The following is a 22180-nucleotide window of genomic DNA, read 5'->3' as shown; positions in this document are numbered from 1 at the left end:
TATTGAGCCGTGTGACAGGCCAAGGTGCAAGCCCCAGGATCATATTCGATCTGCCGGAGAGCATCATTTCGCAGGCAGGTGTGACCGGGCAATGACGGCTACGTAGAGGTAGAGCATCCATGTAACCAGGATATTGGCCCGTTTACCATGAACGAGTTGCCCTTGCCTCCAGCCCTATTTCCATCGTTGATCCCGGAACCGTCTGCGCTACACCAGCTCAGACAAGCCCGCGTCCGCGTGCGATTGCCGCGATGCCGGTACGGGCGACTTCGACGAGGCCGAGTTCGTTCATGATTGAAATAAACTGATCGACCTTTGATGAACGCGCACTGAACTCAAACACAAAGTGTTCTGTCGACGCATCAATCACTTCCGCCCGAAAGATTTCCGCCATACGCAACGCTTCAATACGCTTTTCGCCCTTGCCCTGAACTTTTACCAGGGCCAGTTCGCGCTCCAAGGGTTGTCCTGTCTCGGTCAGATCATGAACGCGGTGCACCGGCACCAGTCGTTCGAGCTGGTGCTTGATCTGCTCGATAACCATCGGGGTGCCTTTGGTTGCGATCGTGATGCGCGAGATGTGCTTCTCGTGCTCGGTCTCCGTCACCGTCAAGGAGTCAATGTTGTAACCACGCCCGGAAAACAAACCGATCACGCGTGCGAGAACGCCAGGTTCGTTGTCAACGATCACGGAGAGCGTTCGGGAAACGATCTCTTCGTGGGTTGAGAGGTTCGGGTAGTGAGACTGCGTTGTCGTTTGTGTCATAGGACGGTATCCATTTTCTTATGTGATGGTGTTTGATCTGATACGGGGTGCTGTTTCAGGCGGTGGCCTCGGCGCGAAGGTCAGCGACCACTTCATGGCCCTCTTCGTAGGCGTGAATTGTCCAGGGTTCCTTGAGGGCTTCCCGCTTCCAGCGCACGAATTCCGGATACGCGAGGACAGCGTCCATGTACGCCCGCGTCTCAGGCCGAACCTTGATCTGATAGGTATCGAGACGTGTCACGACCGGTGCGAACATCGCGTCCGCTGCGCAGAAGTCACCAAACAGGAATGGCCCATCCCCCGCGAAGCGCTCACGCGTCGTCATGAAAATCTCTTCGATGCGTGCAACGTCCGCCGCAACGTTCTCGCCGAAGTCGCGCGGAGCAAAGCGCTTACCCAGGTTCATGGGGCACGCTTGGCGGAGTGCTTGAAAGCCGCCGTGCATTTCCATCGAAATAGACTTCGCATGAGCGCGCGCGGCATCTCGGCCGGGCCAAACCGGCTTATCGGGAAAGCGGTCTGCTAGATAAGAAATGATCGCGAGGCTTTCCCAGACGACGACGTCGCCCGAGATCAATACTGGCACTTTGCCACTGGGCGAAAATTCGCGAATGCGTTCACTTGAATCCGGCTGTCGTAATGGAATGACAGTCTCTGTGAAGTCGAGCCCAATGGCACGCATCACAAGCCAGGGACGCATCGACCACGATGAGTAAAGTTTATTCGCGATAATCAAATGCATTGCGACGTTCCGCTTCAATGAGTGGTGGCAACGAGATCCCGTTGCCGAACATTGCTCCCCGCTGCAAACGCATGCTCGGAGAACGTCCAGTTCTGCGCCCAGGTGCCGCCCATCGTGAAATCGCAGATGAAACGGGCAACGCATGTCTCATTCATGGTCGCGATTGCCTTCTCGCGCCCGGCGCGTGCCATCTTGCGCCAGGGTTCGCCAGGCCCCAGCGCGGTGACGAGCCTCCTCGATAGGTCAGCAAGACCATCGAAGAACAGCATCTCGTCTTCGCTAAACACGGCGTCATAACCTGACGCCGTGGGCGTCGCCAGGAGCAGGCCGTTACCCAGGAACTGGCCCATGCGATCGGAAGCGTATAAGTCACCATCGCGACGGTTAAGGTTGAGACCAATCTTCGTGTGGGACAGCGTATCGACGTAGTCAGCGCCGCGCAGCGCGTCCCCCGTTTTGTTTCCGTACAGTCCGACGCGAATGCTCGAAGGCAGTTCTTTTTGCAGTGCGGCTATGAACTGCCAGCGCGCATCGACTGGCGGCTGGTGACAGGCGAAAAAAAGCTCGAAGCGATGTTTCGTTTCGGCGAAGGCTTGTCCCGTATCGATTGAAAGATCGATGGGGTTCGGGATGAACGCGACAGGTTTGCTTCCCGCAAAATCCTGGAGGGTCTCCCCGCCTGTCGTGGCAAAGCCCGCATCGGCCGCCTCTAATAGATAGCGGAATTGCGCAGCCGGTCTTTCATGGTCGATATCGTCAATACAGATCGCGGCGATCTTAATGCCCGGCACCAATTCGCGAATACGACGCACCGTTTGCGGTGTAATCAAATAGCTGAGCAGGAGAACCATCATTTCCGGCCGCAGCTCTTTGGCTATGTCGAGCAAACGCTTGTTGGCCAGCCAGCTCCCAATTTGGCGAACACCCAGCGCGTAATCAGCCGTGTCTCGATCGCTGTAGGCGTAGACGAAGTGGCCGGACCGGATGAAGCCGTTGATCAAGCGCCGATGGAAGGCGTAGTAGAAGCCTCCCCCGTACTTGTGATTATTACCGGGCCCGACAAATAGGATTTTCATGCGGAAATCCTTCTGGACTTCAGCGTTTTTCTCGCCTGTATCGATACAGTCCGGGCCATAACCAAACAGAGTTCCGTATTCGATGACGTCTTCAACGGGGCGGCAAACTCGGTCTCAGTTCGCGCCGCTAACCTTTGCCTGCTGTGCCCACGGATTTGCTGTTCATTCGTCCGAGCGGAAGGCGCCGACAGCGATTGCCGGCGCCCAATCGGTAACTTCCAAAGACCCGGCTTGGGTCAGACGAGCACCTTGCCCTCTTCGCCGATGGCATTTTCGACATCTTCGTCGGAAACGTCCTCGCCTAGCAGCATCTCATTGTGCGCCTTGCCCGACGGGATCATCGGGAAGCAATTGGCGAGCGCTGCCACACGACAATCGAAGATCACCGGCTCCGGCGTATCGATCATTTCACGGATAGCGTCATCCAGGTCTCCGGGCTTGTCGCAGATCATCCCCTTCCAGCCATAGGCTTCGGCGAGCTTGACGAAGTCGGGCAATGCCTCCGTATAGCTCTCGGAAAGGCGGTTGCCGTGCAGCAACTGCTGCCACTGGCGCACCATGCCCATGTACTGGTTGTTCAGGATGAACACTTTCACCGGAAGACGGTACTGAACGGCGGTCGACGCCTCCTGGATATTCATGAGGATCGAGGCATCGCCAGCGATGTCGATAACCAGCGACTTGGGGTGTGCCAACTGCGCGCCAATAGCCGCCGGGAGGCCGTAGCCCATGGTTCCGAGACCGCCCGATGTCATCCAGCGGTTGGGCTCTTCGAATTTGAAGAATTGCGCCGCCCACATTTGATGCTGACCGACTTCGGTCGTGACATAAGGGTCGCGATCTTTCGTCAGTTCATAGAGTCGTTCCACCGCGTATTGCGGCATGATGACGTCTTCGTTCTGCTTGTAAGAAAGCGACTTCTTCATCCGCCACTTATCGATCTGCTTCCACCAAGTTTTGTGGGCAGCCTTTTCGAGTTGAGGCGCCTTCGCCTTCCAGACGCGCAAAATGTCTTCCAGCGTGTAGGCGACATCACCGACGATCGGAATATCAACGCGAACGTTCTTGTTGATCGAGGAGGGATCGATGTCGATGTGGATTTTCTTGGAATTCGGCGAGAAGGCATCGAGCCGCCCGGTGATGCGGTCGTCAAACCGCGCGCCGATGGAGATCATAACGTCGCAATCGTGCATGGCCATGTTGGCTTCGTAAGTGCCATGCATGCCGAGCATTCCTAGAAACTGCTGATCAGAGGCCGGAAATGCGCCGAGCCCCATCAGGGTCGATGTGACCGGGTAGCCCGTCAGCTTGGCGAACTCCCGCAGCAGCAGACTTGCTTTCGGCCCGGAATTAATGACGCCACCGCCCGTATAGAGGATCGGCCTCTTGGCATTGGCCAACAGGTCGACGGCCTTGCGGACGGCCATCTGATCCGGCTTCATGCGCGGCTTATACGTTTTGTGCTGTACGTTCGACGGACCGACGTAATTGCCCGTGGAGAACTGCACGTCCTTTGGAATGTCGACGACAACCGGTCCGGGGCGTCCTGACTTGGCGATCTGGAAAGCTTCATGCAGGACGCGCGACAGGTCGTTCACGTCCTTAACGAGCCAGTTGTGTTTTGTGCACGGACGCGTGATGCCGACGGTATCGCATTCCTGAAATGCATCATTGCCGATCAGATGCGTCGGGACCTGCCCCGTTATGCAGACGACGGGGATCGAATCCATCAAAGCGTCGGTGAGCCCGGTCACGGCATTCGTCGCACCCGGACCTGAGGTCACAAGAACAACGCCGACCTTGCCCGTCGAGCGTGCATAGCCTTCGGCTGCATGGACGGCCCCACCTTCCTGACGAACGAGGATGTGACGGACCTTTTCCTGCTGAAACAGCTCATCGTAAATTGGCAGAACAGCACCACCAGGATAACCGAAAACATGCTCGACGCCCTGGTCTGCCAGCGCCTTGATTACCATTTCGGCGCCCGTCATCGTTCTCGCCATAACTTTTAAGTCTCCTCTCGTTAGAGGCAGGTCGATTTGAATAGCCGTTTTATGAAGGCCGGTGGCCGGTCAGGCCTGCCCAGTCCGCCCTATGTGGCGGATGCAGTGAGGTCAGTCAACGAAACTAAAGCCTGATCGCTTAATTTGTTCCATTTCTTTCGTTTGAATCCATTTCCACGAAATCATATTTCGCCTCAGCCACGTTAGCTGCCGCCGAATGTAATGTCGGGTATCTCGACACGTGAGCCCCGAAGCCTCTTCAAGGGATATTTCTCCTGCTGTGCACGCCATCAGCGGCGCCAGCCCCAATGCCCGGGTTGCCGGCAAATCGGGATCAAGTTGCATTGACCTCATAAGGACGACCTCTTCCAAAGCTCCCTCAGAGATCATCTGGGCGAAGCGGGTATCCGCACGAGCATAAAGGTCCTCGCGGGGACGATCGACGACGAGGCCAACATACTCCGCGGGGCTAAGGAGCGGCGTGCCGGGCTTTTCCTGCCACTGTGCCAATGGTGTTCCCGTGGCTTCGTACACCTCAAGGGCGCGCACGATGCGCTGGCGATCGCTTTCGCGCAGCCGCGCAGCCGTAATAGGATCCCGGCGGCATAGCTCCTGATAAAGCTCTCCCACCGGGCGTTCACACGCCGCCTGCCGCCAGTATCTGCGTATATTGTCGGGTATGGATGGCACTGGGGAAAGGCCGCGTGTCAAAGCCATGAAGTAAAGGCCTGTCCCGCCGATGATAATCGGGACGCCCCCCGAGGCGCGCACATCGCGAATTACCGCTTCGACATCTTTTAGCCAGGTAGCAACGGAATAATTTTGGGTGACACTGACGTGGCCATAAAGGCGGTGTGGCGCAATTTCCTCGTCGGCGGGCATCGGACGGGCTGTCAGAATCCTTAGCTCCGCATAAACCTGCATTGAATCGGCATTGATAATCGTTCCGCCGCAGGACTTGGCGATGGCTATCGCTAAGGCCGACTTGCCGCTTGCTGTCGGCCCTGCGATAAGAATTGCCCGATTTTGTTCCATATGACTTAGCTTAACCCGAGCTCGCTCAATCCGCGAGACAACGTGGCCCTCCTTACCGGACTTTTGGCGCGCGATGACCGATTCCAATGGGCAGATTCTTATCGCAACGTGCGCACACGATGCACCCTGCCTTAACCGAACGCTGACGGATACGATGGCGCGGCTTCTCGCCAAAGACGCCGTCATCGATCAACGGTGGCTGTGTGAAGGCGAGGCGTGGGAACTCAAATTTGTCGCCCAGGCCGATGGGGGCGCGCACGTCAAGAAACAAGCAAAAACAGCTACAATCGGCCTGCCTGTCGACATCAATATCGTACCCGACGAAGGTCCCCGCCGTCGCAAGCGCCTGCTGCTGGCCGACATGGATTCCACCATCATCCAGCAGGAGTGCATTGACGAACTCGCCGATGCCGTCGGTCTCGGGGACGAAGTGGCTAGCATCACCGAGCGGGCGATGCAGGGGGAACTGAATTTCGATGAAAGCCTTCGAACGCGCGTTGCATTACTCAAAGGGCTCTCGTCGGACGTGCTTGAGGCTGTGCTCGGGACACGTATTTCGCTGATGCCGGGAGCACGCACTCTGGTGGAGACAATGAAAGAGCACGGCGCGTTTTGTGCCCTCGTCTCCGGAGGGTTTACAATTTTCGCCGGACGTGTGGCGGAGGTCGTCGGCTTTGATGACCATCAAGCCAACGTGCTTGAGATCGCGGACGGCACGCTTTCGGGCCGTGTTGTTGAACCCATCCTCGGCCAGGAAGGCAAGCGAGACGCGCTCACACGCTTTGCCAAAGAGTTGAATATTCCCCTTGGCGATACGCTTGCCGTAGGGGACGGCGCAAACGATCTCGGCATGATAGCTGCAGCTGGCCTAGGAGTCGCGTTCCGTGCGAAGCCCGTCGTTGCTTCCGCTGCGAGGGTTTCTCTCAACCACAGCGATTTACGTGCCCTTCTGTATCTGCAGGGCTATGGCCGCGAAGAATTCTCCGGCTAGGGCTGACAGCAGACATCCGTCATTCAAAGGTATCGCATGCGTCGGCCTTCCGGGGAATGGCGCCTACACGTTCGGCTTCTTCTATAGCGTGGGCCAATTCCTCGCGGGCCTTCTCGGCTTCGCGCTGCCGGTTCCAGAGGCTGGCGTAGAGCCCGCCCTTGGCCATCAACTCGCCGTGGGTGCCCTGCTCAACTAGCTGTCCCTTTTCCAAGACGAGAATGTTGTCGGCATGCACGATCGTTGAGAGGCGATGTGCGATGACGAGTGTCGTGCGGTCCTTGGCAACCTGATCGAGCGCGTCCTGAATTTCCTTTTCCGTATGGCTATCAAGTGCGCTGGTGGCCTCGTCCAGGATCAAAATTGGCGGTCCCTTAAGCAAGGTCCGCGCAATTGCGACGCGTTGCTTTTCACCGCCGGACAATTTGAGGCCACGCTCACCCACCATGGTTTTGTAGCCGTCGGGCAGCATCCTGATAAAGCCATCGATCTGGGCCATTTTGGCCGCCGCCATGACCTCCTCTTCATTCGCATCAGGGCTGCCATAGCGAATGTTGTAGAGAATGGTGTCGTTGAAAAGAACTGTGTCCTGAGGCACCACGCCTATGGCCGCTCGAAGAGAAGTTTGCGTGACCTTATTGATATCCTGTCCGTCGATCGTCACACGGCCGGAATCGATGTCATAGAAGCGGAAGAGTATGCGGCTGATCGTCGATTTACCCGCCCCAGAGGGGCCGACGATCGCCACCATTTTTCCTGCCGGCACCTCAAATGAAATGTTTTTGAGGATCGTACGCTCGCGATCATAAGAGAACGACACATTCTCGAATCGGATAGTTCCTTCCGTTTGGACGAGCGGGCGCGCGTCCGGCGCGTCACGGACTTCAGGCTTTTCGCGCATGATCGCAAACATGACTTCGATATCGACCAAGCCCTGTTTGATCTCTCGATAAACCATGCCCATGAAATTCAGCGGCATGTAAAGCTGGATCATCAGCGCGTTGATCATCACGAAATCGCCGATGGTGTGCGTGCCGGCGGCAATGCCGCGAGCGGCCATCCACATCACGGCGGTCATGCCGGCCGTGAAAATTGCGGCTTGGCCCGTGTTGAGGATGGCAAGGGAGTAGTACGTCTTGATCGCAGCCTGCTCATAGCGCGCCATGGACTTGTCGAAGCGTCGCGCTTCCAGATCCTCGTTACCGAAATACTTGACGGTCTCGAAGTTCAGCAAGCTATCAATGGCCTTCGTGTTGGCCTCGGTGTCGCTGTCATTCATTTCGCGGCGAATAGCTATACGCCACTCCGAAGCTGCGAACGTGAACCACATGTAAAGTGCGACTGTCGCAAGAACGATCAGCACGTAGAACATGTCGAAGTAAAAGAACAGGATTCCACAGACGAGGAGCAGCTCCATCGCGGTGGGCACCACGTTGAGAATGCCCATGCGAATGATGAGCTCTATGGCGCGCGCGCCGCGCTCCAGGACACGCGAGAGCCCTCCGGTACGCCGTTCAAGGTGAAAGCGGAGACTGAGACGATGCAGGTGTTCGAAGGTTTTCTTATTCAGCTCGCGGACAGCGTGCTGTCCGACCTTCGTGAAGAAGACGTCGCGCAGCTGATTAAGCGCCATCATCACGACGCGCGCGACGCCATAGCTCAGGATGAGCCCCGTGATTACCAGCGATAAAGTTCCGACCGTACCAAGTTCACCGTTAGCCACGCGCGTCAGTTCATCGACTGCTTCTTTGTAGATGATCGGTGTCGCGACCGTGATCAGCTTTGCAACGAGCAGCATTGCAAAGGCGAATACGACGTTGCGTTTGAGGTCCGGCCGCGCCGCCGGCCAGACGTATGGCAGCAGACCTTTAAGGACCATCCAGTGATCCTCGCGCGCACCCAATAAGGTGTGGTCAAGCGGAGGACCGCTGGGTGAACGACGGGATGCGGAACGTGGACTCATTTAGCCTTCTTAGCGGCGCGAGGTGTGAACGGCATTGCCAGTTACTGCGAAACGTGCGCTGGCAGCAATATCCAGCCTCCGCTGACAATAGTTCAGAAGCAGGCGCACTCGTGCCGGTCGTTGGATCGGGCCCACCTTCTAACCCGCCACATCGTCTCTGGCCAGTGGTGCCGTGTCGGCCTTTAGCGGCGGTACACTCTCAGACGCGGCAACCAGAGCCGCTGGCACGGATAAATCCAGCGTGAATGCCTGATCTTGCGGCGGTTCGCGCGGCGGATACGTTTGTACAGGTAGCCTGCATTGTAGTGGCGTTCCGCGATGCCCCAGAGGGTATCGCCATACGCCACGATGTACGTCCCAGGCGGGGTAATGGTGCGTCCTGCTCTTGGATTGCTGCACCAGCGATACCGATCGAGCGCTGGCTCACCTTCGCGCTTGCTGCTGCCATTAACATCGCGCTCCGCCACCCTCACGTCTATTGCCGACTGACGGTCCGGCTTCTCGCCGGGCATTGGTACGGCTGCCGCAACGATCCTGCGCGCTTCCGGTACAGGGGGGAGCGAAACGGTTTGCTCTCGATGAGACAACTGGCGCGGCTTTGCTTCCGGCAGGGCGATGCTCGCGACGTCTTCAGCCGTTATGTCCGCGGTCGCTGGAACAGCCTCAGCCACGTGTGATTGCGATGCTTTGGCTTCAGGTGCAACGGACAGCTCGGGTTGGGCCGGTTGGCTATGCGCTGTCTCATCAGTTTGGGCGGCACGGAGCGTCGGAGCGATGGTCACCGCGTCCATTTCCGTCGGTGCAGGGAATTTTTCACGCTCGGCAAGGAGCTCCTTCAGCGCGCGTGCATTCCCCGATTCTTGGTCTGCGCTGTGAGCAACACGTTGACGTTCTTCTTCAACCTGACGCTGCTCTTCCGCCGCCCGGCGCGCTAGTGCTTCCGTCTCAGCGGCGACCCGCTGACGTTCGGCTGCCTCCGCCGCGCGGCGGTCCTCTTCCTCCAAACGGCGCGGCTCTGAGGCCTGTCTTTCTTCTTCTGTCTTGAGGGCGGCGTGACGTTTTTCGTCGACCTCTCGACCCGTCTTCGTAGTTGTCGCCTCTTCTGCAGGCTGCTCCGTTTGGTTTGATAGAGCAGCTACGTCTGTATGTCCGTCTGCAGGTGCTTTCTCGCGGACAGCAAGCCGCTCGGCAGCTCCGCGCCTTTTCAATTGGTCAACCAGCTGCTCCTGGTATTCACGGTTAGCTTGCTGCAGCCAATTCATCGCGATCTGGATATAGCTGACACCATCATCCGGACGTTCAGGAAGCGGTGGCTTGACCGCTAAGTCTTGTTCTGGGTTTTGGGCGATGCTCCCGCGGCGGTTGGGATCGGACAGCCCGGCGACCAGCACTTCATTGTATTCACTCCTAGCACGCGCGAACCACCCCGCGATGCCGCTGTAAGAATTTCGCGGCTCGCTCGTTTTTATATCGCCATCGTTCCGCTCGGGAACCTGACCGCGCTGATCGCTTTTAGATGTTGTCGGCTTTTCAGCCGTCAGTTTGTCAAAATAACTGTTGGCATCGCGCGCCAATTCGGCGGCGCGACGACGGGTAGCCGCGTTGGGTGGCTCCACATCGGCGTGTGACACCGTATCCGGTGGCGCATAAACGGGCGGTGCGAGTTGCGGGATAGCGATGCGTACTTCTTCCGAACTCTTAGGTGTTGCGCCCGGCGAGGACGTCGCGACCGCCATCGCGGCATAATCCCCCGGTGGAAGGGACTGAGCGAGGGCAACGCGCCATTGGCCTTCGCCATCAACGCGTGTCGCTACCGTCCGATCGCCGTCGATATAGAGCGTGATCTCGTCGCCCGGCGCACCTGTGCCCTCAAAGCTGATATCCGCCGGTAACGATATGATAATGCGTGTAAAGGTCGGGATTAAACTCGCAGCCGCTTTGTCGGGGGTTTGCGCCCATGCACGCGACGGCGCCAACGCGTCAGAGAGCGGCGTTTCGCCCGTCGACGCCAGGATCTTTGTTGCGGACTGCTGTGGCGATGCGGGAACAAGGACGGGGCTATGCGCGTTCACCACGCACACTAAAACTCCCGTCATCCAACAAGCCGCCAGCACCACTGGAGGACGTGGCAAGTACATCGTACCGTCCCCCCAACGGACAGAGCGTAATAACTTGAAATTCCCCGTATTTTTTAACTGCGCACCCTGTGATGTACGCAATTGCCGGGAGCTTAGCGGAGAAGCTGACGGCAGCCAAGACGGAGGGGGCAACACCTCCACAATGCGTTGCAGATCGGCCTCTCATTTCCCCCGCGTCTTCTTAGCGATCAACCGATTGAATAAGGCCCCGGCGCCGCCATGCCCCTTTTCGGCCCAGAGTAATACCTAAATAATAGAGGAGGGCTCAGCGCTTCGTCAGGTCGTCATCGCAATGGTGCAAAACGATCCGGCAGCGTCATGCCCCTTCCCGAAGGAAAAAAGACACTATGCAGAAGAAAATTCGTTCCGAGTCAAAGGTTCACTTGCAGGCTCCCGCCGCGCGAGGCCGGGGCGGACTGAGGAATATTTGTGTTTATTGCGGCTCCGGTCCCGGTTCCGTGCCAGTCTACGCTGAAGCGGCGCGCACCCTTGGACACGATCTGGCGCGCTCGGGCATCGGGCTCGTCTATGGTGGCGGCGGTTTAGGGCTGATGGGTGAGGTGGCGGAAGCGACAATTGCTCACGGTGGCCGTGTTACGGGTATTATTCCGGAATTTCTCACGGTACGCGAACACATGCTCCGCGCCGCAGACGAATTGGTCGTCACGGCCAACATGCACGAGCGCAAACAGCTTATGTTTGATCGCTCAGATGCGTTCGTCGCTCTGCCTGGCGGCGTGGGTACGCTGGAGGAACTCGTTGAGCAGCTCACGTGGTCGCAACTCGGTCAGCACCAAAAGCCGATCATTATTGCCAACATCAACAATTTCTGGGATCCGCTTCTCACTCTTTTCGAGCACATGAAAGCGCAAGCGTTTATCCGTGAGACCCTACATCTGAAATTCACGGTGGTTTCGCGCGCTGAGGACATTGTCGATGCTGCTGTTGAAGCGTGCGAATCCGCGCAAAATGGGGCTTCAGAAGAATCCGTACTTGCTAAGTTTTAAGGTCGGGCGACACCCGACGAGCGCGGAACTATGATTGCCGACATAGGGCTCGCCATGGCATCCTGCATGGTGCGCCCTAGACCGTTCGGCAAGACGCGTGCGCTTAGTCATTCGGGGTTTCAGTGTGTCCAGTCCGTTGCTTGATCCGGCGCAAGTAGAAGCGCACCAGCGCAGCAACTTTGTGCATTCGATTTTGCTGATCGGCGGCATTGCTCTCGTTCTGGCGGCGGGCGCCTATCTGCTGTTCGGAGCGGGCGGCATCGTTGCGGCATTCGTCTCGGTGGGCGTGCTGTCGCTCATTGCCCCCCAAATCCCGCCAGAAATGGTGATGCGGCTTTATCGTGGAAAACTTCAACCGCCGGGACACGACCAACTTTCGCGCATCATCGATGAGTTGAGTGCGCGTGCTGAGTTACCCGCACGGCCTGACTTCTACGTTATTCCGAGCGCCACATTGAATGCGTTTGCGACGGGCAATCCGAAACATTCAGCCATTGCAGTGACGGAGGGTCTCCTGCGGCGGCTGACAATGCGCGAGATCATCGGCGTCATCGGGCATGAGATGAGCCACATCCGCAATAATGATCTGTGGCTAATGAACGTGGCCGATGTCATGACCCGGTACGTACAGGTGATGTCGTATGTTGCGCTTTACTTCGCGATCACCAACCTGTTGGCGCTTACGACGGGCGACATGACCGTGTCATGGTTTGGCATTGCGTTGCTCTACCTCGCACCCGCCCTATCGAGCTTGTTGCAGCTGGCGTTATCGCGAACGCGCGAATTCGACGCCGACCGGGAAGGCGCAATGTTGACGGGCGATCCCTTGGGGCTCGCCTCTGCGCTCAGCCGACTAGACAATTCGACAGGGCATTTTTGGGAAGATCTTGCCTTTCCCGTGCCGGCTCGACGAACGCCGCAGCCATCATTGTTGCGTTCCCATCCGCTGACTGAAGAGCGCGTATCCCGCCTGCGCAACCTCGTGCCTCAAGAGCGGATGCCGCAGCTTGGTATCGTCGAAGAACCCATGGTGTCCCTCATTGGCTGTGGCCCGATCGAGATGCGGCCGCGGTATCGGTGGCCCGGCGTCTGGTTCTAGTCGCCTCGAGTAGAACACGCCGTGAACAGAATTTTGTTACCCCTCATTATTCCGTACAATTTTCCCATATAATGATTTGAAATCGGAGTTTCCGTCAGCGCCTGAGACGGAACTGATAGCGTTTGCGGTTTGGCGTGGTCCGCCGGCTCGTCAGCATGATCCGAACGCCCATCTGGAAGGAGGTATCGTGTCTTGCCGACCAATTACATCTCTTCTCTCATCGTTACGCATGGTGACGCTCGCAGCAGTAACTGCGGTTGCCTCTCTTACTTTGTTTGCCGTCGTAACGTCGCAAGAAGCCTACTCTGACCAAACCTCGTCCGCACCGAAGGCGGATGTTGACCTAGATGTTCTCATTAATGCGGTATCGGATTTTGGCCGCTGGCAGCAGCACGATGACTTCGGCATCGTGTGGATCCCTAATGTCGATGAAACATGGCGACCCTACACACTTGGTCAGTGGGCCTACGATGAACAATCCGGCTGGACATGGGTTTCCGAGGAGCCCTTCGGCTGGGTGGTGTACCACTACGGCCGCTGGTCACGCGCTGACAATCTAGGGTGGTTCTGGGTTCCGGGAACGACATGGGCTCCGGCCTGGGTCGCCTGGCGCGAAACGGATGAATATGTCGGCTGGGCCCCGCTGCCTCCCGACCCTCCCACGCGTTCCGACTACCGAGGCCCACGATACGTTCCTCACACGGTTATCTATGAAGACCCGCTATATGAGCCGTTCTGGGTATTTGCTGCTTATTCGCTGTTCGTTGAACCTCACATCTACCGGCATCTCGCACCCCGGCACCGGTATCACCGCTTTTATCGAAACTCTCGCCGCGGCCCCTATGCGCGCTGGAGGCACCGCCGCGTCGTAAACCGGGGTGTTTCACTGAGAGATGTTCGTCGGCGCGCGCATCGCCATGTCCGCCCTTCGCGTGTCGTCTATTCGCACGATAAACGCGCGCGGCGCCACGCGCATCACCGCGGCAAACGTCAGATCCGACAGGTTTATCGCCCTCGGAGCCACGCGAAGCAGCATCGCCGTTCGGCGCGCCAGGATATCAAGAGCCGCGTTCGTAAAATCGAAGAACGTCGTGCGCGCAAGCATCGCAGCAAAACCCATCGGGCCAAACGTTCGGACGTCCGGCGCTTCAGAGATCGTCGCGCTGTTCATAAGTCGCGCAAAGCGCGCTCGGAACGGCGTGCCGAGCATCGGGCACGCAACACGCGGAAAGCGGCCAAGGTCAAGAAAAACGCTAGGCGGCATATCAAGCGCTCGGTCAAACGCAAAAAGCAAACCCGTGCCAATCAACACATAAAACGCAAACGTAAGGCCCACCGCCGATCGAAAGCACGGTCGCGTGTACATAAGCGGCACAGGGCGAATAAACGCGGCCGGGCGAGCGTAAAACGTCACCAGCGCTCCAGGGGTGGGCACAAACGAGGTGGCCCGCGGAAGCGACGTTAAGGTTGTGAGTTAACCGGTGCTTTCTGGCACTCTCTTGATCACTGACGCCGGTACGCGTATCAGCGATTGCCATGAACCAGAATAAGCCCCACGTGGCGGAGCAGCCCCCGGCACAGGTTGCAGACGCTTCAATTTCGGATCAGGTCGCGCGGCTCCTCGCCGGCGAGCGGCGAGCTATCGCGTCCGCTGTCACGGAACTCGAACGTCTTTCGACGTCGGCTCCGGCGTTGCTGCGGGCTCTCCAACCGCATCTGGGCCGCGCGCTCGTTATCGGCCTGACTGGTCCTCCCGGGGCAGGGAAGTCGACGCTTGTCAACGCACTTATCCGGCATGCTCGCACCCAGAACCTTAGAGTCGGCGTCATCGCCGTCGATCCGTCGAGTCCGATTTCCGGCGGCGCTATTCTGGGCGACCGGATCCGTATGACGGCAGCGCTGGATGATGATGGTGTGTTCGTGCGTTCGCTCGCGAGCCGAGGTTATCTTGGCGGCTTGTCGCCGGCAGCCGTTCGGATCATTGATGCGTTAGATGCGGCGGGCTTTGACCTCATTCTGTTGGAAACTGTTGGCACCGGGCAAAGCGAGGTCGATGTGGCGGAAGTCGCCGACATTCGCATCGTTATTTCGGCGCCTGGGCTCGGTGACGATATTCAGGCGATGAAATCCGGCCTTCTGGAAATCGCGGATATTCTCGTCGTCAACAAAGGCGATCGGGACGGCGCAGAGCGGACGATGCAGCAGCTCATGGGCGCTCTGTCGATCCGCGCGGGCAATCGCTCCGAGGTGCCGGTTCTCAAAACCACGGCGACAACCGGTGCCGGCGTGCCAGAGCTTATGACGGCGATTGAAAAGATCGGTCAACCAATCCTTGCGGAAAACGCCGTAGATCGCCGCCGGCGCCGGGCCCGTTATTTAATTGCTCGCGCCGCCGCAGATTTGGTCGCGCAACGTATCAAGTCAGACAAGGATGGCGGTGTCGACAAACTGGCTGACGAGATCTTGACCGGTCAATTAAGTCCGACTGATGCTGCACGAAAGCTAATCACTCCGTGAGCAATAACGAAATACTCGTGCTGCATCAGTGTATTATAGCGTTTGTCGGGGTGCGTGGCCGTGTGGTCACTGCGGCAAGCGGCCACTCTAGTTTCCGTTGACTTGTGCGACGCAGCATGTGACAAGGCAATCGTCGCTCAGAGAGCGGTTCTACGCTCCAGATGCGTGATGGGATTGAAGGCACCGTAAAGCTTTCGCCGATGTCCCCTGCCGAGCGAATATTCCCTACTCATCCTGACAGCCCTTAGTCACGCGGGTTGTCGCCAGAAACCCCGCGTCTCTCGTTGGCGAATTACCTTCGCCAACTGTAGGCGGCCGTTCGCGCGAATATTCGCGAGAAGGAATACATTTGACTTCTTTTCATGAACTTGGCCTTTGCACCGCGCTTCTCGAAGTGCTCGACGCCGAAGGCTACACAAACCCGACGCCAATTCAGGCGCAAGCTATTCCCAGTGTCCTGGCAGGCAAGGATTTGCTCGGTATCGCACAAACCGGTACTGGCAAGACCGCTGCCTTTTCTTTGCCCATTCTGCAGCTCCTAAGCCAGAATAAGCGCGCGCCTATCCGGCGTGGGTGCCGTGTGCTCGTCTTAAGCCCGACCCGCGAACTGGCAAGCCAGATCGGAGATTCGGTCAAAACGTACGGCCGCAAGCTTGGGATCTCGCAAACAGTAGTTTTCGGTGGCGTTCCCGCCGGTCCGCAACGACGCGCAATGGCGCGCGGCGTTGATGTGCTGATCGCGACACCTGGTCGGCTTATAGACCACATGCAGGAAGGCGACATCGATCTGTCGGCAACAGAATTCCTGGTACTCGATGAAGCCGATCAGATGCTCGACCTCGGCTTCGTGAAGCCTATCCGTCGCGTCGTCTCTTTTATGCCGCGACAACGACAAAACCTGTTCTTCTCTGCGACGATGCCCACAGACATCGGCAAACTCGCAGGCGAGCTTCTAACCGATCCCATAAAAGTTTCCGTCACGCCGGAATCAACGACCGTCGAGCGTATCGCTCAAAAAGTGATTCACGTGGAACGTCCTCGTAAGCGGGCGCTTCTCTTGGATCTCCTGGCCGATCAGGGCATGACGCGCACGCTTGTCTTCACGCGTACCAAGCGCGGCGCCGATCGGGTCGCGCGTCAGCTCGAGGTCGCGAACATCCCTGCGGCTGCCATTCATGGCAACAAGAGCCAAAGCCAGCGTGAGCGGGCCCTTCACGCGTTCCGTAACGCCAAGATCCGCGTGTTGGTCGCTACCGATATCGCAGCGCGCGGCATCGACATCGATCAAGTCTCTCACGTCATTAATTTTGAACTTCCCGAAGTCCCGGAAGCTTATGTTCACCGCATCGGGCGGACTGCACGAGCTGGCACGTCGGGTGTCGCGATTTCCTTCTGCGACGGCGAAGAGCGCGGCTTGTTACGCGACATCGAACGCGTTACCCGCCAGAAGATCCCTTCAGAGGACCGCCGCGGCGACCAAGCATTGGCCGTTCGTTTGCCGGAAGTCCGCGAGCCCGAGCGTGGTCCCGCCAGAGGCGCCGCCGGTCGTCAGGGACAGCCGCATCGTTTTTCTCGCAACGGTGGCCCGCGGCGCAGGGACGGCCACGCAGAAGGTCGCGCCGACCAACTCAATGGTGCTCCTGCTCCTCGCGCGCCCGGCCACAAGCGAGCCGATGATAACGCCTCGGCGCGGCCCGAGCGGGCCCATCGCGGTTCGCCGCATGCGCATGCTCATCACCGTGGAGAGGGTCAGGGCAGTGGCGGCGGACATCGCGCCAACCAGAACCGGCCCCGCCGGGGTGGTGGGGGTAGACCCTGGACGTCTGAAAAGAACGTCGAACGCGCACAGTAACGCTTGATATAAAAAAGGGGCTGGTTCTTCGAGAACCAGCCCCAAATTCTTTGAGACGTTATCGCTAAACGCTTGCGGCTCAGTAGCCGCCGAAATCAAAGCGGTATGCGGCGCCGATCATGCCCGAGAACTGGTTTTCGGTTTCCACGATCGGGCTATCGGCTGCGTCACCGAGCAAGCGGCCGTAGCGCGCGCCAGCCCGCAATTGCCAACGATCTGTCAGGTCGATCCGTGTACCCAATTCAAAGTGAACGTCTTTGATACCGCTGGTCGCATCATATGCTGAAAGACCGGCAACCGAGGACGCGGACTGCGCAGCGGATATGCCGAAGTAAGTGTCCATATAATTGTCGTCAGCAAATGTCGCGCCAACGCGCGCTGTGACGATAGCGTTGCTGGCAACGCGCTGTTCGATTTCGCCACCGAACCGGATCTGGTAGCCCGTGTCGTCCCCCGACACGATGTGGTGATAGGAAACGTCGAGCAGTACGACACCAAAGCGATAGCCTGCGTAGGCACCCAAGACGATGCCGTCATCAACGTCACCTAGTCCCCGAAGCAGATCGCCGTCGTCCTCGTCCCGTCCGAAGGCATAGCCGGCAAGCGGGCCCACCTCGAAACCACCGGTTTCAAACACCCTCAGGCGAACGTCATCCGCGCCACGGATTTTGATGCGGTCCGCAAATCCGCTACCACCGCCGAACTGCGGAAAAATTATAGGGAAGCCGTAGACGTCGTATTCGTCCGAGCCTTCATATTTCGGTTTGATCGCGACGACGCCGCCAAGGCCGACACTCATGCCGGACGGAGCGTCATACCCGTCTTGCGCAACAACTGGTGTCGCAGCAGACAGATAAACCGCAAGGGAAAGCGCTAACGCCCCAAAGCAAATCGAACTCGTTTTCACCATGTTCGGTCGCGGTGCCCCATTTTACAATTTTCACCGCGGAAAACGCATTCCACAGCCAGTCTACGATTGAGACTACCAGATCAGCACAGATGCGGCAGCGTAGAGCGGTTGGAAAATTTAAATCTCCAACGCTTTGCACAGCCTGTGTGGCCTGGAAGATGCACCGCCGGAGCAAACTGGCGTCTTTGAGTCTAGTATCGCGACACGACCTTGACATGCTCTGCGGGGGCGCTGTCCTTCATCAGCTTGAAGTTGATGGAGTCGAGCAGCGCCTCGAAGCTTGCATCAATTATATTGGGCGAGACTCCGACAGTGATCCAACGCGCACCTGTTGTCGTGTCGTGGCTTTCCACTAGCACGCGCGTGATGGCTTCGGTGCCGCCCGTCAGGATACGCACCTTGTAGTCAACGAGTTCCACGCCCTCGATATATTTCTGGTAGCGACCGAGGTCTTTGCGAAGTGCGCCGTCGAGCGCGTTGACCGGGCCATTGCCTTCGGCAACGGACCATAACGGTTCGCGGTCGCCATTGATGAACACCTTCACCGTCGCTTCGGATACAGTCACGAGATCGCCGACGGCATTGTGACGTCGTTCGACCATGACGCGGAAGCTATCGACGGTGAAGTATTTCGGCACCTCGCCCAGCGCACGCCGGGCCAGCAGTTCGAAAGATGCTTCGGCAGACTCGTAAGTGTAGCCCTTAGCTTCGCGTTCTTTGACCTCTTCGAGCAAGTTGCCGATGCGTGGATCGTCCTTTGAGATGGCGATGCCAAGACGATCGAGTTCGGCAAGAATGTTAGAACGTCCGCCCTGATCGGAGATCAGCAGACGACGCGTGTTACCGACGGATTCGGGAGCTACGTGTTCGTAGGTCTCGGGCTCTTTCAGAATTGCCGACGCATGAATGCCCGCCTTCGTCGCAAAAGCGCTTTCCCCGACATAAGGTGCGTGTTTGTACGGGCTGCGATTGAGGATTTCATCGAGCACGCGGCTGGCATGTGTCAGCGTACGCAGGCGGGCCGGCGTCACTCCGGTTTCGAAGTGTTCGGCAAATTCGCTCTTTAAAAGCAGCGTTGGGATGATCGATGTCAGATTGGCGTTGCCACACCGTTCACCGAGGCCATTCAACGTGCCTTGGATCTGACGGCAACCGGCGCGCACAGCCATGAGCGAGTTGGCCACTGCATTTTCGGTGTCGTTGTGAGTGTGGATGCCCAGGTGTGTACCAGGCACGACCGTCACGACGTCCGTCACGATGTCATGAATTTCATGAGGTAACGTGCCACCGTTTGTGTCGCACAACACGACCCAGCGGGCACCGGCCTCGTAAGCCGTGCGCGCGACTGCGACGGCATAGTCGCGATTACCTTTGTAACCATCGAAGAAATGTTCGCAGTCGAGCATCGCCTCTCTACCCGTGGCGACGATTGCCGAGATCGACTGAGCAATGCTCTCCAAATTCTCGTCGTTAGTGATGCCGAGCGCAACGCGAACGTGGTAGTCCCACGACTTGGCGACGATGCAGATGGCGTCTGCTTCGGACTGCAGCAGGGCCTGAAAGCCGACATCGTTTTCAAGTGATCGACCGGCACGTTTTGTCATACCGAACGCGGTAAACGTTGCGTTGGCAAAATCCGGTTTGCTCGCAAATAGCTCCGTGTCGGTCGCGTTAGCGCCGGGATATCCGCCCTCAATGTAGTCGAGGCCCAGATCGTCCAGAACCTTGCAGATGCGGCGCTTGTCTTCGAGCTTAAAGGCGACGCCGGTCGTCTGCGCACCGTCGCGCAGCGTCGTGTCGAAGAGGTAAAGGCGTTCTTTTGTCATTCTGTTCTCTCACGCGAAACCGAACAGGCGCAGGGCAACATAAGCGGCTATCAAAAGCACGGCGATCTTTATGAACAAATAATAGCGGCGGTGCTTGGTGAAGGGCGGCTGGCTTGGATCATTGCTCATTGGGCTGTCCCTCCGATATTCGCGAACACAGGTTTGCGCATGCTATGCCCTGAATTCTGGCAACCCCGGCGCCAGGTGCCGCTCAACCATCGTGACTGTTGGCCACGCGGGTTAGAGGGTAAACCAACAACATCAACCGTTATTCCGGGGCTTGTTCCCGGAATCCAACGCCCAGCAGTTACCCACGCCACGGGTGTAACAGGACCGCACAGCGGACTCCCCGGCGAACGTTGGGTCCCGGCAATGACTGCCGGGATGACCGTAGTATCTGATTGAACAGTCACCGCATAACTTCCCAAGTTGTGGTGAATTCGCCGGTTGTGGGATCCTTCGCGTCCTTGAGCTGGATTCCCATCTCGGCGAGCTCATCGCGGATGCGGTCGCTTTCCGCCCAGTTCTTTGCCTTGCGGGCTTCCAGGCGTGCCGTGATGCGCGCTTCGATTTCACCCTCATCGAGCTTGGCGTCGGCATTCCATGCCGCGAGCCACTCGCTCTGCGTCATGGTCAACAAACCGAGAAGATTAGCCGCGCTCTTGAAGCGTGCCAGTGCCGATGCATCGCCGCCGTTGCTCAGAGCGTCAGCCATCGCGTGCAGCGCTGTGATCGCCTGCGGTGTATTGAGGTCGTCTTGGAGCTTGGTTTGAACATCACTTTGTCCATCGCCTGCCTCGCAGGCCGTCGCATCGCCGATAAGCCGATACCAATTGCGAAGCACCTTTTCAGCAGCCTCCAAGGCGGTGGCTGTAAAATCGATCGGCTGGCGGTAATGCGTCATCAGCATTGCAAGCCTTAGGACTTCACCTGGCCATCTCCGTCCGCCGAACTTGTCAGTCTTGAGTAGCTCATGGATCGTGATGAAGTTGCCGAGGGACTTCGACATCTTCTCGCCCTCGACCTGCAGGAAGCCGTTGTGCATCCAGACGTTGGCCATGACAGGTGTGCCGTGAGCGCAGCGGCTCTGTGCCACTTCGTTCTCATGGTGTGGGAAGGTCAGATCAATTCCACCACCATGAATGTCAAACTGGTGCGGGCGGGCCTTTGCCTCGTTTGACAGCTTGTCTTTAACTTCTTCCCAGAGCCATCGATCAGACATGGCCGAGCATTCGATATGCCAGCCGGGGCGTCCTGCCCCTTCAATGCCGCAAGGCGACGGCCAGCCCGGCTCCCCCTCTTTTGAGGGCTTCCACAGGACGAAATCCATGGGGCCTTTTTTATATGGGGCAACTTCGACGCGCGCGCCGGCTTCCATCTCATCGAGTGAGCGGTTCGACAGGCGGCCATAGTCGGGCATTGATGCGACGTCGAACAGCACGTGACCTTCGGCGACGTAGGCATGCCCTTTTGCGACGAGCGCTTCGCAAAGCGCCTTCATTTCGTCGATGTGTTCGGTGGCGCGTGGTTCGACCGTCGGGGGCAGTATGCTCAGCGCAGCAATGTCTTCGTGAAACTGGCTAGCCGTGCGTTCGGTCAACTCCCGAATGGAGATGCCTTCTTCGGCCGCCCGCGCGTTGATCTTATCGTCGACGTCCGTGATGTTGCGAACGTAGGTAACGTGATCCGCGCCGTAGACGTGGCGCAGAAGACGGAACAATACGTCAAAAACTATAACGGGCCGCGCATTGCCGATGTGCGCGTAGTCGTAGACCGTCGGTCCGCAGACGTACATGCGCACGTTCTTCGGATCAATCGGCGTGAACGGCTCCTTGCGGCGCGTCAATGTATTGTAAAGTGTCAACGACACGACAAAACCCTTCCTGGCCCCTTCCGGCGGGCGGGGCGTCCTCTGTCCATGGAATTTCAGGCAAGGGGAATGGGCCGCGCGCCAGCGTTATGCTCAGCTCGCAATAATAATGGCGCGACAGAAATCGCCGACTGTAATGCGCAAATCCCAGTTCATGGCCGTGTTTATGGGGGGCCGCGGCCGACACGTCAAGCGGTGCATTTTGGGGATAGAGCTTATATGGCTTGCGGATGCGCCCCGCCTGTGCAGGTTTGGCCAAATTCGTAGTGCAAAGTTACGGCGACAGCGCGTCACGGCGACGGAACGCCATTATTGCGCTGCATTGACCGCCTAGCAGGCGAAGCAGATACTTTACATAAGAGGCTGTAATTGAGCCTCGCCAAGGTCG

At 58.1% G+C, this 22180-nt stretch carries 16 protein-coding genes and 1 pseudogene; 6 read left to right on the top strand and 11 right to left on the bottom strand.

Annotated features, from left to right (window positions below):
• Positions 1-217 precede the first annotated feature (217 nt).
• The 5 genes from ilvN to miaA all read right to left on the bottom strand — a co-directional run bounded on the left by ilvN (position 218) and on the right by miaA (position 5622).
• Positions 218-766: an acetolactate synthase small subunit gene (gene ilvN / locus BLS30_RS12485; protein ID WP_046478855.1), complete on the bottom strand. Its 549-nt coding sequence runs from the start codon at positions 764-766 to the stop codon at positions 218-220.
• A 55-nt stretch (positions 767-821) separates the two neighbouring features.
• The gene (locus BLS30_RS12480) at positions 822-1508 is read right to left on the bottom strand and encodes a glutathione S-transferase family protein (protein ID WP_090229151.1); all 687 of its coding nucleotides are present in this window, start codon (positions 1506-1508) and stop codon (positions 822-824) included.
• A gap of 14 nt (positions 1509-1522) precedes the next feature.
• A complete protein-coding gene (locus BLS30_RS12475; RefSeq protein ID WP_090229149.1) occupies positions 1523-2584 on the bottom strand; it encodes a glycosyltransferase in 1062 nt (353 codons plus the stop codon).
• 236 nt (positions 2585-2820) lie between these two features.
• Positions 2821-4587 (bottom strand): acetolactate synthase 3 large subunit, encoded by a 1767-nt coding sequence (locus tag BLS30_RS12470; RefSeq protein WP_046478858.1) that lies wholly within the window; start codon positions 4585-4587, stop codon positions 2821-2823.
• A gap of 111 nt (positions 4588-4698) precedes the next feature.
• Positions 4699-5622, bottom strand: a complete 924-nt coding sequence (gene miaA, locus BLS30_RS12465) for a tRNA (adenosine(37)-N6)-dimethylallyltransferase MiaA (RefSeq protein ID WP_090229146.1) — start codon at positions 5620-5622, stop codon at positions 4699-4701.
• A gap of 73 nt (positions 5623-5695) precedes the next feature.
• Between miaA and serB the strand changes: the two genes are divergently transcribed.
• The gene (gene serB / locus BLS30_RS12460; RefSeq protein ID WP_280140635.1) at positions 5696-6613 is read left to right on the top strand and encodes a phosphoserine phosphatase SerB; all 918 of its coding nucleotides are present in this window, start codon (positions 5696-5698) and stop codon (positions 6611-6613) included.
• Between the two features lie 19 nt (positions 6614-6632).
• Here the strand turns inward: serB and BLS30_RS12455 are convergent, their stop codons facing one another.
• Both BLS30_RS12455 and BLS30_RS12450 read right to left on the bottom strand, forming a co-directional pair.
• Positions 6633-8573 (bottom strand): ABCB family ABC transporter ATP-binding protein/permease, encoded by a 1941-nt coding sequence (locus BLS30_RS12455; RefSeq protein WP_090229144.1) that lies wholly within the window; start codon positions 8571-8573, stop codon positions 6633-6635.
• 182 nt (positions 8574-8755) lie between these two features.
• Entirely contained in the window at positions 8756-10669 is a 1914-nt protein-coding gene (locus tag BLS30_RS12450) for a LysM peptidoglycan-binding domain-containing protein (RefSeq protein ID WP_170832468.1), read from the bottom strand.
• A 389-nt stretch (positions 10670-11058) separates the two neighbouring features.
• Between BLS30_RS12450 and BLS30_RS12445 the strand changes: the two genes are divergently transcribed.
• The 3 genes and pseudogenes from BLS30_RS12445 to BLS30_RS18510 form a co-directional block, all read left to right on the top strand.
• Positions 11059-11718 carry an LOG family protein gene (locus BLS30_RS12445; RefSeq protein WP_082101135.1) on the top strand — a complete coding sequence of 220 codons (660 nt, stop codon included), beginning with the start codon at positions 11059-11061 and terminating at the stop codon, positions 11716-11718.
• Positions 11719-11842: 124 nt separating this feature from the next.
• Positions 11843-12817, top strand: a complete 975-nt coding sequence (locus BLS30_RS12440) for a zinc metalloprotease HtpX (protein ID WP_052743930.1) — start codon at positions 11843-11845, stop codon at positions 12815-12817.
• 229 nt (positions 12818-13046) lie between these two features.
• Positions 13047-13457: pseudogene (locus BLS30_RS18510) on the top strand (DUF6600 domain-containing protein); the annotation flags it as partial.
• Between the two features lie 243 nt (positions 13458-13700).
• Here the strand turns inward: BLS30_RS18510 and BLS30_RS12435 are convergent.
• Positions 13701-14081: a hypothetical protein gene (locus tag BLS30_RS12435; RefSeq protein ID WP_139165344.1), complete on the bottom strand. Its 381-nt coding sequence runs from the start codon at positions 14079-14081 to the stop codon at positions 13701-13703.
• A 272-nt stretch (positions 14082-14353) separates the two neighbouring features.
• Here BLS30_RS12435 and meaB point away from each other — a divergent pair, with 272 nt between their 5' ends.
• Positions 14354-15334 (top strand): methylmalonyl Co-A mutase-associated GTPase MeaB, encoded by a 981-nt coding sequence (gene meaB, locus BLS30_RS12430; protein WP_090229135.1) that lies wholly within the window; start codon positions 14354-14356, stop codon positions 15332-15334.
• 349 nt (positions 15335-15683) lie between these two features.
• The gene (locus tag BLS30_RS12425) at positions 15684-17186 is read left to right on the top strand and encodes a DEAD/DEAH box helicase (protein ID WP_090229133.1); all 1503 of its coding nucleotides are present in this window, start codon (positions 15684-15686) and stop codon (positions 17184-17186) included.
• Between the two features lie 79 nt (positions 17187-17265).
• On the opposite strand, the gene BLS30_RS12420 is transcribed toward BLS30_RS12425, so the two are convergent.
• The 3 genes from BLS30_RS12420 to cysS all read right to left on the bottom strand — a co-directional run bounded on the left by BLS30_RS12420 (position 17266) and on the right by cysS (position 21792).
• Positions 17266-18096, bottom strand: a complete 831-nt coding sequence (locus tag BLS30_RS12420; protein WP_090229130.1) for a MipA/OmpV family protein — start codon at positions 18094-18096, stop codon at positions 17266-17268.
• A 191-nt stretch (positions 18097-18287) separates the two neighbouring features.
• Positions 18288-19922: a citramalate synthase gene (cimA, locus tag BLS30_RS12415; RefSeq protein WP_090229128.1), complete on the bottom strand. Its 1635-nt coding sequence runs from the start codon at positions 19920-19922 to the stop codon at positions 18288-18290.
• Positions 19923-20331: 409 nt separating this feature from the next.
• A complete protein-coding gene (gene cysS, locus BLS30_RS12410; protein WP_090229125.1) occupies positions 20332-21792 on the bottom strand; it encodes a cysteine--tRNA ligase in 1461 nt (486 codons plus the stop codon).
• Positions 21793-22180 lie beyond the last annotated feature (388 nt).

This window comes from Filomicrobium insigne (genome assembly GCF_900104305.1).
Taxonomy (GTDB): domain Bacteria; phylum Pseudomonadota; class Alphaproteobacteria; order Rhizobiales; family Hyphomicrobiaceae; genus Filomicrobium; species Filomicrobium insigne.
This window is presented reverse-complemented; position numbering and strand designations above follow the sequence as displayed.

What these genes read in the sequence shown, in the direction of transcription:
- ilvN (WP_046478855.1), bottom strand. Translation starts at nt 766, where the DNA reads ATGACACAAACGACAACGCAGTCTCACTACCCGAACCTCTCAACCCAC.
- BLS30_RS12480 (WP_090229151.1), bottom strand. Translation starts at nt 1,508, where the DNA reads ATGCATTTGATTATCGCGAATAAACTTTACTCATCGTGGTCGATGCGT.
- BLS30_RS12475 (WP_090229149.1), bottom strand. Translation starts at nt 2,584, where the DNA reads ATGAAAATCCTATTTGTCGGGCCCGGTAATAATCACAAGTACGGGGGA.
- BLS30_RS12470 (WP_046478858.1), bottom strand. Translation starts at nt 4,587, where the DNA reads ATGGCGAGAACGATGACGGGCGCCGAAATGGTAATCAAGGCGCTGGCA.
- miaA (WP_090229146.1), bottom strand. Translation starts at nt 5,622, where the DNA reads ATGGAACAAAATCGGGCAATTCTTATCGCAGGGCCGACAGCAAGCGGC.
- serB (WP_280140635.1), top strand. Translation starts at nt 5,696, where the DNA reads ATGACCGATTCCAATGGGCAGATTCTTATCGCAACGTGCGCACACGAT.
- BLS30_RS12455 (WP_090229144.1), bottom strand. Translation starts at nt 8,573, where the DNA reads ATGAGTCCACGTTCCGCATCCCGTCGTTCACCCAGCGGTCCTCCGCTT.
- BLS30_RS12450 (WP_170832468.1), bottom strand. Translation starts at nt 10,669, where the DNA reads ATGACGGGAGTTTTAGTGTGCGTGGTGAACGCGCATAGCCCCGTCCTT.
- BLS30_RS12445 (WP_082101135.1), top strand. Translation starts at nt 11,059, where the DNA reads ATGCAGAAGAAAATTCGTTCCGAGTCAAAGGTTCACTTGCAGGCTCCC.
- BLS30_RS12435 (WP_139165344.1), bottom strand. Translation starts at nt 14,081, where the DNA reads ATGCCGCCTAGCGTTTTTCTTGACCTTGGCCGCTTTCCGCGTGTTGCG.
- meaB (WP_090229135.1), top strand. Translation starts at nt 14,354, where the DNA reads ATGAACCAGAATAAGCCCCACGTGGCGGAGCAGCCCCCGGCACAGGTT.
- BLS30_RS12420 (WP_090229130.1), bottom strand. Translation starts at nt 18,096, where the DNA reads ATGGTGAAAACGAGTTCGATTTGCTTTGGGGCGTTAGCGCTTTCCCTT.
- cimA (WP_090229128.1), bottom strand. Translation starts at nt 19,922, where the DNA reads ATGACAAAAGAACGCCTTTACCTCTTCGACACGACGCTGCGCGACGGT.